At 67.6% G+C, this 16,308-nt stretch carries 10 protein-coding genes and 1 tRNA gene; 4 read left to right on the plus strand and 7 right to left on the minus strand.

Features of this window, described 5'->3' with window-relative positions; all coding sequences use genetic code 11:
• Window positions 1-71: 71 nt before the first annotated feature.
• The 4 genes from ROR02_RS13250 to ROR02_RS13265 all read right to left on the minus strand — a co-directional run bounded on the left by ROR02_RS13250 (window position 72) and on the right by ROR02_RS13265 (window position 2,658).
• Window positions 72-1,187: a THUMP domain-containing class I SAM-dependent RNA methyltransferase gene (locus tag ROR02_RS13250; RefSeq protein ID WP_147164521.1), complete on the minus strand. Its 1,116-nt coding sequence runs from the start codon at window positions 1,185-1,187 to the stop codon at window positions 72-74.
• A 39-nt stretch (window positions 1,188-1,226) separates the two neighbouring features.
• Complete coding sequence (serB, locus tag ROR02_RS13255; RefSeq protein ID WP_147164522.1) at window positions 1,227-2,132, minus strand: phosphoserine phosphatase SerB; 906 nt, start codon at window positions 2,130-2,132, stop codon at window positions 1,227-1,229.
• A gap of 105 nt (window positions 2,133-2,237) precedes the next feature.
• Window positions 2,238-2,311: transfer RNA gene (locus ROR02_RS13260), tRNA-Gly, on the minus strand.
• A gap of 107 nt (window positions 2,312-2,418) precedes the next feature.
• Entirely contained in the window at window positions 2,419-2,658 is a 240-nt protein-coding gene (locus ROR02_RS13265; protein ID WP_147164523.1) for a DUF1178 family protein, read from the minus strand.
• A 258-nt stretch (window positions 2,659-2,916) separates the two neighbouring features.
• Here ROR02_RS13265 and dnaK point away from each other — a divergent pair, with 258 nt between their 5' ends.
• The 3 genes from dnaK to dapB all read left to right on the plus strand — a co-directional run bounded on the left by dnaK (window position 2,917) and on the right by dapB (window position 7,125).
• Window positions 2,917-4,845, plus strand: coding sequence for a molecular chaperone DnaK (dnaK, locus tag ROR02_RS13270; protein WP_147164524.1), 1,929 nt, complete (start codon window positions 2,917-2,919; stop codon window positions 4,843-4,845).
• A gap of 179 nt (window positions 4,846-5,024) precedes the next feature.
• Window positions 5,025-6,158, plus strand: coding sequence for a molecular chaperone DnaJ (gene dnaJ, locus ROR02_RS13275; protein WP_147164525.1), 1,134 nt, complete (start codon window positions 5,025-5,027; stop codon window positions 6,156-6,158).
• Between the two features lie 157 nt (window positions 6,159-6,315).
• A complete protein-coding gene (dapB, locus tag ROR02_RS13280; protein WP_147164526.1) occupies window positions 6,316-7,125 on the plus strand; it encodes a 4-hydroxy-tetrahydrodipicolinate reductase in 810 nt (269 codons plus the stop codon).
• Window positions 7,126-7,241: 116 nt separating this feature from the next.
• Here dapB and ROR02_RS13285 read toward each other — a convergent pair whose 3' ends face one another.
• Window positions 7,242-9,326, minus strand: coding sequence for a methyl-accepting chemotaxis protein (locus ROR02_RS13285; RefSeq protein WP_170245114.1), 2,085 nt, complete (start codon window positions 9,324-9,326; stop codon window positions 7,242-7,244).
• A gap of 495 nt (window positions 9,327-9,821) precedes the next feature.
• Here ROR02_RS13285 and ROR02_RS13290 point away from each other — a divergent pair, with 495 nt between their 5' ends.
• A complete protein-coding gene (locus ROR02_RS13290; RefSeq protein ID WP_246135542.1) occupies window positions 9,822-11,894 on the plus strand; it encodes a methyl-accepting chemotaxis protein in 2,073 nt (690 codons plus the stop codon).
• A 159-nt stretch (window positions 11,895-12,053) separates the two neighbouring features.
• On the opposite strand, the gene ROR02_RS13295 is transcribed toward ROR02_RS13290, so the two are convergent.
• On the minus strand, window positions 12,054-14,780 hold the full coding sequence (locus ROR02_RS13295) for a tetratricopeptide repeat protein (RefSeq protein WP_147164528.1): 2,727 nt from the start codon (window positions 14,778-14,780) through the stop codon (window positions 12,054-12,056).
• 136 nt (window positions 14,781-14,916) lie between these two features.
• Window positions 14,917-16,095: a hypothetical protein gene (locus ROR02_RS13300; RefSeq protein WP_147164529.1), complete on the minus strand. Its 1,179-nt coding sequence runs from the start codon at window positions 16,093-16,095 to the stop codon at window positions 14,917-14,919.
• Between the last annotated feature and the right edge of the window lie 213 nt (window positions 16,096-16,308).

The raw sequence follows: 16,308 nt of genomic DNA on the forward strand, positions 1-16,308 counted from the left end.
TCCAAGGCTTCACCCGATTACCCTGGGTGTAACCCCTGCGTTCGTGGCCAGCCGGGGGCCGGTGCCCTGCATCAGGCCAGGGGCCGGCTCACCGACAGGCTGACCCCCAGGCCGCCATGCGACACCACGGCGGCCGGCGGGCCGAAGGGCAGGCCGGTGGCGGCAACCAGGGCGGGGTCGTTGGTGACCAGGCCCACCCGCCAGCCGGAAAAGCGCGCGTTCAGGGTCTGGCCCAGGGCGTGATAGAGGGCGTGCAGCTTCTTGCGATCGCCGATCCGCGCCCCATAGGGCGGGTTGACCATGACCAGTCCGGGCGGTCCCTCGGGCGGCTCCAAGGCGCTGACCGGGGCCTGGTGAAACCGGGTGCAGTCCCCAACCCCGGCGCGGGCGGCGTTGGCCTGGCTCATGCGGATCGCGCCCGCGTCGCGGTCGCTGCCAAAAAAGCGCGGCGACGGAGGCGGGGGCAGGGGGGCCGCCCGCAGGCTTTTCCAGATCACCGGGTCGAACGAAGCGAGCTGCTGGAAGGCGAACGGGCGCGAGCGCCCCGGGGCCAGTCCGGCCGCGATCTCGGCGGCTTCGATGACAAAGGTCCCCGACCCGCACATGGGATCGACCAGGGGTTCCTGGCCATCGTACCCGGCCAGGCGCAAGAACAAGGCGGCCAGGGTTTCGCGCAAGGGCGCCTTGGCCACCGCTTCCTTGTGCAGCCGCCGGTGCAAGGGCTCGCCCGAGGTATCGATGCTGACGGTGCACAGGTCGTCGTCCAGGCGGGCCTTCAGGCACAAAGGCGCGTCGTCCTTGAGGGGGGCGCCCAGTTCCTCGGTGATGGCGCGGCCAATGCGCTGGGCCGCCGCGCCCGCGTGATAGATGCGCGATCCCTTGCAGGTGGCTTCCACCCGCACCGGCACGTCGGGGCGCAGGAAGGTGCCCCAGGCCACGCGCCGGGCCCGCTTATCGAGCTGGGCCAGGTGAAAGGCGCGAAACGAGGCCACCCGGGCCAGGACACGGCTCGCCCCCCTGATTTCCAGGTTGGCGCGCCACACCTCGGGCCACCCGCCTTGAATCAGGACGCCGCCGGGCGTGACCACGGGATCGGGGAATCCCCGCGCGGCCACCTCGGCCGCCAGCACGGCTTCCAGCCCCGGGGGGGCCACCAGGAAAATTTCAAACGGCTCTTGGGAGGTCATGGCAGTGCGGTCCGTTGGCCCGGATCGTGCGGGGCGCGATCAGGCGGCATCGGAGGCAAAGGCGCTCCGTTCAAAGCCCTGGGCGTACAAAAGGGTGGTCAGGTCGCCGTGATCGACGCGCAGCCGGGCGTTGGCGGCGACCGAGGGCTTGGCGTGGAACGCGATTCCCAATCCCGCCGCCTGGATCATGGGCAGGTCGTTGGCGCCGTCGCCAATCGCCGCGCAGGCCGACAGGGGCACGCCCAGGCGCGCGGCCTCGGCGGTGAGGGTGGCGAGCTTGGCCGAGCGATCCACGATCGGCTCGATCACCGCCCCGGTGAGCCGGCCCTGGGCCACGCCCAGGCGGTTGGCGACGTGATCATGGAAGCCGCAGGCCTCGGCCACCCGGCTGGTGAAGTAAGTGAAGCCCCCCGACACCAGCAAGCAGCGGCAGCCGTGGGCGGCAAGGGTGCGCACGGCCACCCGTGCCCCGGGGGTCAGGGCGGTGTGGGCCCAGGTTTCGGCCAGCGCGGCTTCCGGCAGGTCCTTGAGCATGGCCACGCGCTCGCGCAACGCCGCGATGAAATCCAGCTCGCCGTTCATGGCCCGCGCGGTAATGCCCGCGATCACGTCCTTGAGGCCGGCGTGGGCCGCCAGTTCATCCAGGGTTTCGCCAATGACCATGGTTGAATCCATGTCGGCGATCAGCAGGGCCTTGCGCCGTCCGGCGGTGGGCTGGGCCAGGACATCAAGGGGGGCGGTGCCCAGGGCCTGGGTCACGGCGGCCTGGGCCTGGTCCGGCGACAGGCCGTCAACGCCCAGGTCCGCCGCGATGCCCTCGTCCAGCCAGCGGGGGCGGCTGGTTTCGCCGCCCAGGGACTCCAGGGCGCGCCGGCCCGCGTTCAGGTGATCGGGCGTCAGGCCGCCCTGGGCCGGATTCGCAACAAGGGTGACGACGACTTCCATGGAGCAGGCTTCCCCGCGCGGCCCAAGACAGGATCAGACATGCGAGCCATCCCCTCGCCGGGCCTGGGCGGAGGGACATCCCATGTCATCGAAGGAAGGGGAAGATGGAGCGGGTGATGGGAATCGAACCCACGTATTCAGCTTGGGAAGCTGATGTTCTACCATTGAACTACACCCGCGTCGGACGAACCGTATACGACACGCCCGCCCGTTCTGGCAAGCCCCGTTTTTCGAACCGGCCGCTTTTCGGTTCTGGCGGCCGGTTCGGTTTTTTTGGGGGCTGGCGTCAGCCGGCCATGGCCGGGCAGGCGCCCGCGCAGCACGACGGCCCGGCGCACGACGGCAGGGGGGCGGTGGCCTTGCCCTGGCCGATGCGGGGCGCCATCAGGCTTTTGCGGACCTCGGTGCTGGCGCACTCGGGGCAGGGGATGGACCCCAGGGCCAGTTGGGCATCGGCATCGGCCATGTTGTCGAACCAGTGTTCGAAGACATGGCCCTCGGCGCATTCCAGGGCGTAGCGGATCATGGGACGGTCCTTGCTTGCATTCAGGGGCTGGGCTCCTTATAGCGGGGGCCAGGCGCCCGGGGAAGTCCCAGGGCGGGCCTTCCGGCCAGGAGGAGCGCGTATTGCGGGAAAACCCGGCTCCCCTTATATAAGGCCGGCGAGCCCGACAAGGGGCGCAGTCCGTAACGTCAAAGGGCCTTCCAATCACCGGTCTCCGGGGATCACCGCGATGCCTGACAGTGGTCGCGGAAGGTCTGCCAGATGGGAGAGAGTGACATTATGAGCAAGGTAATCGGTATCGACCTTGGTACAACCAACTCGTGCGTGGCCGTCATGGACGGCAAGGACGTGCGGGTGATCGAAAACGCCGAAGGCGCGCGCACCACGCCGTCGATGGTGGCGTTCAGCGAATCCGGCGAGCGTCTGGTGGGTCAGCCGGCCAAGCGCCAGGCGGTGACCAACCCTGAAAACACCCTGTTTGCCATCAAGCGCCTGATCGGCCGGCGCTACAATGATCCGACGGTCGAGAAGGACAAGGGCCTGGTGCCCTACAAGATCGTCAAGGGCGAGAACGGCGACGCCTGGGTGGATGCGCGCGGCGAGAAGTACGCGCCCAGCCAGGTTTCCGCCTACGTCCTGCAAAAGATGAAGGAAACCGCCGAGGCCCACCTGGGCCAGCCGGTGACCCAGGCCGTCATCACCGTGCCCGCGTACTTCAACGACTCGCAGCGCCAGGCGACCAAGGACGCCGGGCGCATCGCCGGGCTTGAGGTGCTGCGCATCATCAACGAGCCCACGGCGGCGGCGCTCGCCTATGGCATGGACAAGAAGAACTCGGGCATCATCGCGGTGTACGACCTGGGTGGCGGCACGTTCGACGTGTCGATCCTGGAAATCGGCGATGGCGTCTTCGAGGTGAAGTCGACCAACGGCGACACCTTCCTGGGCGGCGAGGACTTTGATGCGCGCATCATCGGGTACCTGGCCGACGAGTTCAAGAAGGAGCAGGGCATTGACCTGCGCAACGACCGTCTCGCGTTGCAGCGGCTGAAGGAAGCGGCGGAAAAGGCCAAGATCGAGCTGTCCAGCTCGATGCAGACCGAAGTCAACCTGCCCTTCATCACCGCCGACCAGAGCGGCCCGAAGCACCTCAACATCAAGCTGACCCGCGCCAAGCTCGAAGCCCTGGTCGACGATCTGGTCGAACGCACCATCGAGCCCTGCCGCAAGGCCCTGGCCGACGCCGGCGTGAAGGCGAGCGAGATCGACGAGGTCATCCTGGTCGGCGGCATGACCCGCATGCCCAAGGTCCAGGCCACGGTGAAGGCGTTCTTCGGCCGCGAGCCGCACAAGGGCGTCAACCCCGATGAAGTGGTCGCCATGGGCGCCGCCATCCAGGGTGGCGTGCTGAAGGGCGACGTCAAGGACGTTCTGCTGCTCGACGTGACCCCGCTGTCCCTGGGCATTGAAACCCTGGGCGGCGTGTTCACCCGCCTGATCGACCGCAACACGACGATCCCGACCCGCAAGTCGCAGACCTTCTCGACCGCCGACGACAACCAGACGGCGGTGACCATCCGCGTCTTCCAGGGCGAGCGCGAGATGGCGGCCGACAACAAGCTGCTCGGTCAGTTCGATCTGGTCGGCATTCCGGCGGCCCCGCGTGGCGTGCCGCAGATCGAGGTCACCTTTGACATCGACGCGAACGGCATCGTCAACGTGAGCGCCAAGGACAAGGCGACGGGCAAGGAACAGGCGATCCGCATCCAGGCCTCGGGCGGTCTGTCGGACGACGACATCAACCGCATGGTCCGCGAGGCCGAGCAGAACGCCGAGGCGGACCGCAAGCGCCGCGCGGCGGTCGAGGCCCGCAACCAGGCCGATGGCCTGATCCACACCACCGAGCGCACCTTGTCCGAACACGGCGACAAGCTGCCGGCCGAGGAAAAGAGCAAGGTGGAAGCCGACATCGCCGCCCTGCGCGCGGTGCTGGACGGCGAGGACGCCGACGACATCAAGGCCAAGACCGAGGCCCTGATGCAGTCGTCCATGAAGCTGGGCGAGTTCCTGTACAAGGATGCCGCGGGCGATGCCTCGGCCCACGGGCCCGAGGCCGGCGCCCAGGGTTCGACCGGCAGCGCCGGCGCCTCCGACGAGCGGGTGGTGGACGCCGACTTCGAGGAAGTCAACGACCGCAAGACCTCGTGATGACCGGGGCCGGGGCCGGCCGGGGGCATCCCCGGACCGGCTCCGGCCCTGGAGCTTGAGCGCCCCGTTCGCCGGGCGAAGGGGGGCTTGGCCACGCTTGGGGTTGGCGTCGTTGAGCAAACGGCGCACCCTTGGCGTGGCTTCGGTCATCCGTGGAAAAAAAGAGCGAACCGCCCACCATGAGCAAACGCGATTATTACGAGGTCCTGGGCGTCGCCAAGAACGCCTCGGCCGACGACTTGAAAAAGGCCTACCGCAAGCTGGCCATGCAGTTCCACCCGGACCGCAATCCGGGGGACAAGGACGCCGAAGTCCGGTTCCGCGAGGTCAACGAGGCCTACGAGGTCTTGAAGGACGACCAGAAGCGCGCCGCCTACGACCGCTTCGGGCACGCCGCCTTCGAGCAGGGCGGCGGCGCGGGCGCGCGGGGCTTTGGCGACTTCGGCGGCGGCTTCGCCGATATTTTCGACGAGATGTTCGGCGAGTTCATGGGCGGCGCCCGGCGGGGCGGGGGCACGGGTGCCCAGCGCGGGGCCGATGTCCGCTACAACATGGACATCACCTTGGAGGAAGCCTTCGCCGGCAAGAAGACCACCATTCGCGTGCCCGGTTCCGTGACGTGCTCGACGTGCAAGGGCTCGGGCGCGCGGGGCGGGGCGGCGCCCGAAACCTGCCCGACCTGCAAGGGGCACGGTCGCGTGCGCGCCCAGCAGGGCTTTTTCACCATCGAGCGCGCCTGTCCCACCTGCCATGGCCAGGGCAAGGTCATTCGCGATCCGTGCCCGGATTGCGGCGGCTCGGGGCGTCAGCGCAAGGAAAAGACGCTGGAGGTCTCGATTCCGGCCGGTGTCGAGGAAGGCACGCGCATCCGGCTGGCCGGCGAGGGCGAGGCCGGCATGCGTGGCGCGCCTCCGGGCGACCTGTATATTTTCCTGACCATCGCGCCGCACCGCCTGTTCCAGCGCGATGGGGCCAACGTCCATTGCAAGGTGCCGATCACCATGACCACGGCGGCCCTGGGCGGGTCGATCGAGGTCCCCACCATCGACGGCGGCCGGGCGTCGGTCAGCATTCCCAAGGGCACCCAGTCGGGCGATCAGTTCCGCCTCAGGGGCAAGGGCATGACCTTGTTGCGCAGCGCCTCGCGCGGCGACATGTTCATTCATGCCACGGTCGAAACCCCGGTCAACCTGACCCGGCGCCAGGAAGAACTGCTGCGCGAGTTCGAGGAGGCTGGCGATCGGGATTCCAGCCCGGAATCCTCGTCCTTCTTCAAGAAGGTCAAGGAATTTTGGGAAGACCTGACCGATTAGAGTGAGACCCGAGAAGTGGGAACCGCTTTTCGGATAACTCGAACGCACGAACAAAGGCTTGGAGCATCGCGCCGGGATCCGGTTCAACGCGCGGTGCTCCAGGCGCGCGGGGCCGGCCCCAGGGGCCGGCTCGGGAACGGGGGAAAGGAAAAGGGCCATGAGGATTGGCATTGTCGGCTGCGCCGGGCGGATGGGGCGCATGCTGCTGAAGGAAACCCTGGCCACGACCGGGGCCGAGCTGGCCGGCGGCATCGAGCGCAAGGGCTCGCCGGCGGTGGGCATCGATCTGGGCGTGCTGGCCGATGGCGCGATGGTGGGCCTGACCGCTGGCGACGACCCGGCGACGCTGTTCACGGCCGCCGACGTGGTCATTGATTTCTCGACCCCGTCCGCCACGGTTTCCCACGCCGCCCTGGCCGCGCGCACGGAAACGGCCCTGGTCATCGGCACCACCGGCCTGGGGCCGGCCGATGTCACGGTGCTGGAAGCAGCCGCCCAGCAGGTGCCCATTGTCTACGCCCCCAACATGAGCGCGGGCGTGACCTTGCTCATGGCGCTGACCGAGCAGGTGGCGGCGATCCTGGGCGACGACTACGACATCGAGATCGTGGAAATGCACCACCGCCACAAGGTGGATGCGCCCTCGGGCACCGCGCTGGGCCTCGGCCGGGCGGCGGCGGCCGGGCGGGGGATCAACCTGGAAGCCATGTCGGTGCGCTCGCGCGATGGCCACACCGGCGCCCGCGTGCCGGGCAGCATTGGCTTCGCCACCTTGCGCGGCGGCGACGTGGTCGGCGACCACTCGGTGATTTTCGCGACCGAGGGCGAGCGGGTGGAACTGACTCACAAGGCGTCCAGCCGCGCGGTGTTCGCCAAGGGCGCCGTGCGCGCCGCCTTGTGGTGCGAGGGCCAGGACCCGGGCCTTTACTCCATGCGCGACGTTCTGGGGCTGGGCGTGTCGGCGTAAGGGGCGTCGGCATAAAGGGTGTTGGGGGGACCCCCGTCCCCCTTTTCCCGGTTGATCAAGCAAAAAAAGGGGCCGGGGGAGCGCCCCGAGGAAGCCGGGGGGCTTGTCCGGGAGCCTCAGGCCTCGCGCACGCCGTGCAAGAACAGCTGCATCTGTTCGCTGATTTCGCGTGACTGACGGGCCACCTGGGCGGCGGCGGTCAGCACCTTGGCGGCGGCGGCGGCGGTTTCGCCGGCACCTTGGCGGATCTCTCCGGCCCGGCTCGCGGTTTCGCGCGCCCCCTGGGCCGCCTCGGCGATGTTCGACGAAATATCCTGGGTGGCGCTGCCCTGGCGTTCCACCGACTGGGCGATGGTGGCGGCGATGGCGTGCATGCCCTCGATCGTTCGGGCGATGTCTTGCAGCGACTGAACCGAGGTTCCGGCGATGGCGCGGATTTCCCCGATCTGGCCCACGATGCCCTCGGTGGCCCGCGCGGTCTGGTTGGCCAGGGATTTGACCTCGTTCGCCACCACCGAAAAGCCCTTGCCCGCCTCGCCCGCGCGCGCCGCCTCGATGGTGGCGTTGAGCGCCAGCAGGTTGGTTTGCCCGGCGATGGTGCGGATCATGTCCACGATGTCGCCAATCCGCTGGGCGCTGTCGGCGAGGGCGTTGACGGTGGTATCGGTCTGGCGGGCCTCGTCCAGGGCCGACTGGGCGACCTGGGTGGCCTGGGTGGCCTGGGCACGGATATCGTTGATCGAGGTTGTCAGGTCGCCGGTCGCCCCCGCCACCGTTTCCACGTTGCCGGTGGATTGCTCCGCCGAGGCCGCCACCGCCACCGACTGCCGCGTGGTGTGATCGGCGATCCCGTGCAGGGCGCGGGCCGTTTCCTCCAGCTCGGCGGCCGCCGCCGCCAGGGCGTCGATCAGCGTCCCGCCCTGGTGTTCGAAATCGCGCTGCAAGGCTTCCAGCCTGCGGGCGCGGGCTTCGCGTGCCGCCCATTCCTGGCGCTGGGCCTCGTCCAGGGCCCGGGTGCGGATCATGGTTTGCTTGAACACATCCACCGCGCGCGCCATTTCGCCCACTTCGTCTTTTTTCTTCAGGGCCGGGATGGGGGTGTTCACGTCGCCGGCGGCCAGGGCGCTCATGGATCCGGTCATGCCCTTGACCGGCCGCGCGATGCTCCGGCCCACGATCCACGCCCCCAGCGAGGCCAGCCCCGCGCCCGCGAGCCCGATCACGATGGTGATTAGCGTCAACTGGTTGGCCTTGGCCATGATCGCGGGCAGGGGCACCGCGACCATCACGCTCCAGGCCCTGGCCGAGTGCCCGATGCGGATGGGCACCACGTGCAGGTAATAAACCTTTCCGTTCAGGGAAACCCGTCCCCCGTAGGCCTGGCCCCGGGTGATGGCGTCGCGCACGTCCCCGGGCAGATCGTCGGCTTCCCGGGCCAGCTTGCCGGAGTCGGGATGGGCCACGTACAGCCCGGTGCCCGACAAAACCGCGAGGAAGCCCGCGTCCAGCGGGTGGTGGGTGTTCACGATATCGGTCAGGCCGCTTAGGGAAAAATCGATGCCAGCCACCCCCAGCACGCGCTCGCCTTGCACCACCGGCACCACGGCGCTGGCCATCAGAAGCCGGGTCATGTCGTCGAGATAGGGTTCGGTCACCAGGTCGGCGTGGCTTTGCGCGGCGGCTTTGTAGTATTCCTTTTCCTTGACCTCATCGAACGGGATGCCCGCGCTGTCGTCGGCCACGATCCGGTCGCCGTCGGGCAGCCACAGCAGGCTCATGCGCCCCGTGCCCGGCAGGCCCAGGATCGGGCCTCCGGCGGCGTGGTCGGCAAAGGCCGCGTCGCGGCCGTCGAAGGCGTTGGGGGCCATGTCGAGCCAGGTTCCGGCGTAGTGCCGGTTTTGCTCCGCGATCAGGCGAAGCATCTCGTTGACCGTTTCCCGGCGCGGCGTGCCGCTTGCGATCTCCGCTTCCACCCCGTTGGCAACGGACCGGGCGCGCTCCAGGGCCGCCGACAGATCCAGCTGGATCCGCCCGCCCTGGTTTTCCGCGATCTCGTTCACCAAGGTGATGGCCGAGCGTTCCGCCACCCCCCGCGAGAGCCACACCGTGACCCCGGTCGTGACCATGGCGCACAGCACCACCGCCAGGGTCGCGCTCAGGATGATCTTGCCTTCCAGCTTCAAGGGTCCCGCAAGAATCATGGCATGCCCTTCCCCGTGCCCACGGCCTGGCCGTTGTTGTTCGTCATGAATTCGAGATATAGAGCATTTCCAGGGTGCGCGTCCCCTCCTTTGGTATGGATGGGGGGTGAAAAACGCGCAGAATATACCGCCGTTTTATTTTGGTTCTCGCGGGGTACGCCACCGGGTGTTCCGGCGTCCTCCCCGCTCGCGAGCGCGCGAAAAAGTTCCATGCCGGGGAAACTCCAGGTCCAACGCGGAAAGAACCACTGGCGCGCGGCGCATGGACCCGACGCACGGGTTTTTCTTGGCGGGCGCGCGCAAACAACGATATCCTCCCTGGCGGTGATCAAGACCTTCTTTTGAAGATCGGGAAAGTATCGCCACGGTTTTGTTTCGACTCCCCCATAAGACGAGAACTTCCCTTCCTTCGTCGTTGTCCTTGCCGCGTCCCGGGACAACAGGGAGCGGAAGCCAGAACGATGAAGGTCTTTTCCAATGTCCCCTGGAACACTCATGAGCCGGGCCCTGGTGGTCAAAATCATGGTCCCCCTTGTGCTGGTCCTCGTGGTGGGCTTCACGGCGTCCACCTGGTTTGCCGTTTCTCGGGGAGGCGAGACCATCCGTGACCTCAGCCAGCAAGGCGCCGCTTCGGTGGCCCAGGAAGCCTCGGCGCGGGCGGGGGGCGTGCTGGGCGAGTCCCTCGCGGTGCCCCGGGCCATCGCCGCCCTGGCCCAGGCCCAACTGGCCACCCATGCCCCCGACCGGGCCGGCTTCATGGAAGCCCTGGCCGCCTTGCTGAAGGACAACCCCGCCCTGGTCGCGACCTGGGTCGCCTTTGAACCCAACGCGTTCGACGGCCGCGACGCGGCCTACGTCAATGCCCGGGGCCACGACACCACCGGCCGCTTCGTGCCCTATGTCTTTCGCGGCAAAACCGGCGTGGATGTCACCCCCCTTCTGGACTACGAAACCGCGGGGCCGGGGGATTACTACCTCCTGGCCCGCGACAGCCAGAAAGGTCAGCTTCTGGAGCCCTATTACTACGAGGTCGCCGGCAAGCAGGAACTGATCACCAGCCTGGCCATTCCCATAGTCCGGGACGGCCGCGCCATCGGGGTGGCCGGCGTGGACATGATGCTCGATGGCCTGAGCGCGGTGATCGACCACATCCGCCCCTTCGCCGACAGCCGGGTTTCCCTGATTTCCGAAGGCGGCCTGTGGGTCTCCACCACCGACACCAGCAAGCTGGGCACCAAGGTGGCCGACTCGGACCCTGGCGCGGCCCAGGCGCTGGCCGGCGGGACCCGGGGGCTGGTGACGACCGAAGCGCTTTCTCCCGCCACCGGCGCCAGGATTCACCGGGTGTTCGTGCCCGTGTCGCTGCCCCAGGCCGCCAATACGTGGTCGGTGATGGTCGATCTGCCCGAGGCCCGGATGGAAGAACCCGTGGTCCGACTCACCCAAGGGCTGATCGCCTCGGCGGCGGTGATCACCCTGGTCTTGATGGCCGGTATCACGCTGCTGGTCCGCCGCCTGGCGGTCAGGCCCGTGCAGTCGCTTACCCGGGTGGTGGAAAACCTGTCGGCGGGCCGGACCGATATCCCCGTGCCCCTGACCGAACGCGCCGACGAGCTGGGCGTCATGGCCCGCGCCATCGACTTCTTCAAGGAAAAGCTGGGCGAAATCACCCGCCTGCGCGCCGAGCAGGAACAGGCCAAGGCCCAGGCGGCCGAAGACCGGCGCCGCGAAATGATCGATCTCGCGGAATCCTTCGAAACCGCCATCCGCGCCGTGGTCGATGGTGTGTCCAACGCCGCCAGGGATATGCAAGAAAGCGCCTCGGCGCTGTCAAGCACCGCCCAGGACGCCAGCCGCCAGTCCGCGGCGGTGGCGGCGGCCACCCATCAGGCCTCGGCCAACGTCGCCACCGTGGCCAGCGCCGGCGAGGAACTCTCGGCCTCGATCGCCGACATCAGCCGCCGGGTGTCGGAAAGCCGGGCCGTGGCGCAAAAAGCGGTGGAAGAAGCCCGCGCCACCGGCACCACCGTGGAAAGCCTGGCCGAGGCCGCCGACCACATCGGCGGCATTGTCCAGTTGATCACCGATATCGCGAGCCAAACCAACCTGCTGGCCCTCAACGCCACCATCGAGGCCGCCCGCGCGGGCGAGGCCGGCAAGGGCTTTGCCGTGGTCGCGGGCGAGGTCAAGCACCTGGCCACCCAAACCGCCCGCGCCACCGAGGATATCTCGACCCAGATCGCCGTCATGCAGCAAGTCACCGGCGGCGCCACCGAGGCCATGGCCCGCATCCAGAAAACCATCGGCCGGGTCAACGAAATCTCCACCGCCATCGCCGCCTCGGTCGAGGAACAGGCCTCGGCCACCCAGGAGATTTCGCACAACGCCCAACAAACCGCCCAGGGCGCGGACGAGGTCAGCCAGGGCGTTTCGGGCGTCAGCACGCTGGCCCGCGAAGTCGGCCAAACCGCCGAACACGTGCTGGGCGCCTCGTCGGCCCTGTCCACCCAGGCCGACGCCCTGCGCCGCGAAGTCGATGCCTTCATCCAGCGTATTCGCGCGGCGTAAGGAGAGGGGGGAGCGGCAGGGGGGGGAGGACGGGCCGAGGCCGTTCGGGGAGAGGGAGGCGGACGGCCCCGAGGGCCGTTCGGGCTCTCGCCCGAACCCAGCCGGGGCGATGCCCCGGAGCCCCCTTTCTCTTTGTGACTCAAGGGTAAAGGGGGTGGGTCAGCGGATTGTGGTTGTATCGTTGCCGGTTGCGGTTTGATCGACCGAAGCGCGGGCGTCAATAAAGTCTTGCAGTTCCTTTCTCGCTCCTGAATTTATGAAAAAAATCCATGTGAATACCGTGCCCATATCCTTTTTCGCATCAGGCCCATTAGGGTCTTTTTCTATCCCGGATACGGTGCATTTGCAGGCGGGCGGTGCCTTGCTCTTGATCCATTCCCACACCCCGCCTGTCAGCGTTTTCGCGCTTTCGCTCGTCCGTGTGGAAAGCTCATCCAGCGCGGCGGCCGTGGCTTGCGCAACGAGCCTTTCCAAGGCTTTCTCTCTGCGTGCCCGACGGCGGAGCGCGGCAGACGCGGTCTCGCTTTCGTGGGTGGAAAACGCGTCGATTGCGTTCAGAATCGGCTCCAATAAGCCTTCGTCCACCGCGATTCCCGCTCGCGTGCACTGCTCTTGATATTTTCGGATCGCCATCCTTCTTAAGTCTGCGGAAAGAAATTCTCGGATGTGGAACGCGGGCGCCGGAGTCATGCTCTCGATGGCTTCCCGGTTCGCTTCCAGTGCTTGGCCGAGGTCTCCGTTTTTCTCCAACCAGTCGGCCAGATCCCTTAGCGCATAGAATAGGGTGTGAGAAAAGGTGATCGGGTTCTGGAGTGCAAGAGGCCGGTAGATGGTAATCGCCTCCGAGCAAGCCGTGAGGGCTTCCTGGTCTCGCCCGATTTTGCGGAGATAACCGCAAGTGCCGTAAAGGGTAAGCGCAAGGGAGCGGCTGAAGGTGTCCGGGTTTTGGGTTGCAAGAGATCGGTAGATCCCGACCGCTTCCGTCCAGGCCTCCAGGGCTTCCTCGTGGCGACCTGCGTTGGCGAGATAAACGGAAAGAGTGTCGAGGGCTTTCGCGAGGGAGGGATTGAAGGCGTCCGGGTCTTGGGTTGCGAGGGATCGGCAAATTTTGACCGCTTCCGTGCCGGCTTCCAGGGCTTCCTCGCGTCGACCTGCCCGGGCGAGACGAGCGGAAAGAGTGTCGAGGGCTTTCGCGAGGGAAGGGGTAAAGGCGTCCGGGTTTCGGGCTGCGAGCGATCGGGAGCATTCAACGGTTTTTTGGGTCGCCTCCAGGGCCTCCTTTTCGTTCAGATGCCTGGAAAGGGTGTCGAGCATCCTGAGTTCGAGGACGGCTGCTTCGTCGGTGGGGAGTTCGTCACAGCGATCCAAAACGGCCTGAGTGATCTCCGACAACATCTCATCTGGTATCGGTATCGAAAGAAGGCTTGCTTTCAAGTGGTTCCTTGAGGGCAAGGCATCGGATAACGCAATCAGCGCGTCGAGATCGGGGGCGTCGTCGAAGAGGGTTTTTAGCCACGCGAGCGGGACTTTTTGGGGCGCGCATATGTCGGTCGGGAAGGCTCGGATCACGATATGGGGCAGCGCCGGGCGGTGGGTTCGGGCGAGGCGGCGGAGGGTGGCGGCACCGAGGTCGGGAAGGTCTTGCAAGGCGACCAGGGCCAATGCCTCCCCCAAAATGTCGGGAACGACGGCAGCCACGGTGTTGTTCGGGCCGGGCAGGGCCTCGCGCAGGGCGGCCCAGGCGGTGGCGAGGGCATCAGGGGCGATGGGCTGGCCCAGGGCCTCGGATTCCCGGGCGATCAGGGTGTGGCCCTGGGCCTCGTCCCAGCCTCCGCACAAGACGATTGCCGCCGCCAGATGGTGGGAAAGGGGCGGCTGGGCTGGCGTTGCCAGCCCATGATTTTGCCATACGCGGTCGATACGCGCGAGTTCCCGGCGGGCAACGTCAAAGGTTTGAGGTCTGGGACCGGACGTGATGGCGGCTTCCAGGCCATCCTTGGCTGCAGCCAGGCCGAACACGGCCAGGTGCATGGGGGCTGTACGCCAGTTCCATATCTCCCACTCGGCGGCGGCGTCCAACCTCCAGTCCAGGAGCGCACTGGCCGGGGGCGCGGGGTGGCCGCAGGCCAGGGTGTAGGCGGCGGCAAAAATAGCGTATCCTTCGTTTGCTTGGATCTTGTCGAAAAATGCCACGGGGGCACCGGGGGCGAGGGCCTTGGTCAGTGCCCGCATCGGGTCGGCGTCGTCGAACAGCCGCCTCCACCAGCTGCCGCCGCTTTCGGGGCCGGTGCGCTCCAGCAGCAGCAAGCGGAGCTTGGCCGGGCCGTCGGGAGGAGGGAGATCGTGGATCAGGGTGCGCAGCCAAGCGGCCAACGCCGTGGTTTTGGCGCTGGCATTATCGACGATCACCAGGCACGGGGCCGTCCACGCCATGCGAAAATCCGTGGCGCCAAGCTCCGCAAGGGTGCTGCTGTCCACGAAGCCGGCGGTCCATCCTTGGGTACGGGCCCAGGCCGCCAGTTCCACCGCCAGGCGGGTCTTGCCTTTTCCCTCGTCTCCCACCACGGCTTGGATCGACCACGGATTTGGGCGCTCCATCCACTTTTGCAAGGTTTTAAAGTAAAGATCGCGACCTACGAATGGCAGGCTGTCACGGTTGTAGGGAGACAGGATTTTGATTTCCTGCCGGCCGGTCGCGGTCCAGCCCGGTTCGCCGGCCTTGCCCGGGGTTGCCGGTGCCTGGGCGAAAACGGGCTGATCGTACTGCACCAGGCGCAACGCCCGCGCCCCGGCCACGCTGACCGTGTTGTGTTCGCCGATGATCTGGACAACCACGTTGCCGTGCCCGTCCTGGCGCGCTGTCTGGCCGGAATAAACGTCGTCCATCACGCCCCCGCGCCACTCATCCCCAACGGGTGATATGGCATCGTACCGTGTTTCCCCGGCCCCGTCGAGGGCGGGGGTCCGGGGGCGCGCCTCGCGTCCCCGGGCAGGGGGCCAAGGGGGCGGCAGCCCCCAAAGATCACCGTGGCGGCGACAGCCCCTCCTCGGTTTCCGGCAAGGCCGTGAGTTGGGCGAGGATCGGTTCCAGCAAACGATCGTCCACCGCCACGCCCGCCCGCGCGCAATGATCCTGGTATTTTTTGATCGTGACGCGCATGCGGGCGGCGAAGATGGTGGGCAGGCGGGTGAACACCGGGGCCAGGGCCTCGACCGCTTCCCGGCTTGCGTCCACCGCCTGCCCCATGTCCCCGTGCCTGTCGCACTGGTCGGCCAGGACCCGCAGGGAAAACGCCAGCTTGTAGGAAAAGGCGTCCGGGTTTCGGGCCGCGGGGGATTGGGGAAGGGTCGCCGTTTCCGGGCCCGCCGCCAGCGCCCATTCCTGACACCTGATCTCGTCCAGGCGGCTTGACAGGGTGTCGAGGGCGCCGATCCGGCCGGGCGCCCCCGCGTCCGGGCCCGGGCGGCCAAGGAACCTTGAAAATTCAACGGCCTTGGTGGCCGCCCCCAACGCCTCCTCGTGTCGCCCCAGCGCGCCAAGGCGGTTTGAAAGGGTGTTGAGCATCCTGACCTTCAAGGAGGCGACGTCGCGCACCGGGCCGTCGTCGCAGCGATGCAGAACCGCCTGGATGATATCCACCGCGATGTCGTCGAATCCGGCGGCGGTTTGCGGCAGGGCGTCGGACAGGCCGATCAGCGCCTCAAGGTCCGGGGCATCGGCGAGAAGGGTTTTAAGCCAGACCAGCAAGGTGCGCTGGTCGTGGCCCGGGAAATCCTGGCAGGCGCGCCCCACGGCGCGGGTCACGGCCGGGCGGTGGGTTCGCGCCAGGCGGCACAAGGTGGCGGCGCCGCTGTCGGGGAGGTTTTGCAACGTGACCAGGGCCACCGCTTCCCCCAGGAGGTCGGGAGCGACGGCCGCCACGCCATTGTCCGGGCCGGGCAGGGCTTCGCGCAGGGCGGTCCAGGCGTCGGCGAGGGCGGTGGAGGCGATGACCTGCCCCAGGGCCTGGGATTCCTGGGCGATCAGGGCGGGGCCCTGGGTTTCGTCCCAGCCTTCGCACAAGGTGGCCGCCGCCGCCAGATGGTGGGAAAGGGGCGGCCCGGCCGGCGTTGTCAGTCCATGGGCCTGCCATATCCAGTCAATGCGCGCGAGTTCCTGGTGAGCCTGGGTCAGGATCAAGGGAATGGGATCGCTGTTCATGGCGGTGTCGTGCCCGTCCTGGCGGATGTCTGGCGGGGAAGAGTATCACCCCGCGTCGATCGCCCCCAACGGGCGGTATCTTATCCTAGCGTGCCTTGCTGGCGCCGTCGAGATCTTCGCACGTCAAGGCTGTTTTGCCGGAATGGCGGGGGTCCGGGGGTGCGCCGCGCGCCTGCGGGCGGGGGCAAGGAGGCGGCAGCCCCCCCCCCCCCC

It is taken from the genome of Pararhodospirillum oryzae (assembly GCF_007992075.1).
Lineage (GTDB): Bacteria > Pseudomonadota > Alphaproteobacteria > Rhodospirillales > Rhodospirillaceae > Pararhodospirillum > Pararhodospirillum oryzae.

Bases quoted from the DNA above. Each gene is read 5' to 3' on its own strand.
- ROR02_RS13250 (WP_147164521.1), bottom strand. From the start codon at position 1,187: ATGACCTCCCAAGAGCCGTTTGAAATTTTCCTGGTGGCCCCCCCGGGG.
- serB (WP_147164522.1), bottom strand. From the start codon at position 2,132: ATGGAAGTCGTCGTCACCCTTGTTGCGAATCCGGCCCAGGGCGGCCTG.
- ROR02_RS13265 (WP_147164523.1), bottom strand. From the start codon at position 2,658: ATGATCCGCTACGCCCTGGAATGCGCCGAGGGCCATGTCTTCGAACAC.
- dnaK (WP_147164524.1), top strand. From the start codon at position 2,917: ATGAGCAAGGTAATCGGTATCGACCTTGGTACAACCAACTCGTGCGTG.
- dnaJ (WP_147164525.1), top strand. From the start codon at position 5,025: ATGAGCAAACGCGATTATTACGAGGTCCTGGGCGTCGCCAAGAACGCC.
- dapB (WP_147164526.1), top strand. From the start codon at position 6,316: ATGAGGATTGGCATTGTCGGCTGCGCCGGGCGGATGGGGCGCATGCTG.
- ROR02_RS13285 (WP_170245114.1), bottom strand. From the start codon at position 9,326: ATGATTCTTGCGGGACCCTTGAAGCTGGAAGGCAAGATCATCCTGAGC.
- ROR02_RS13290 (WP_246135542.1), top strand. From the start codon at position 9,822: ATGAGCCGGGCCCTGGTGGTCAAAATCATGGTCCCCCTTGTGCTGGTC.
- ROR02_RS13295 (WP_147164528.1), bottom strand. From the start codon at position 14,780: ATGGACGACGTTTATTCCGGCCAGACAGCGCGCCAGGACGGGCACGGC.
- ROR02_RS13300 (WP_147164529.1), bottom strand. From the start codon at position 16,095: ATGAACAGCGATCCCATTCCCTTGATCCTGACCCAGGCTCACCAGGAA.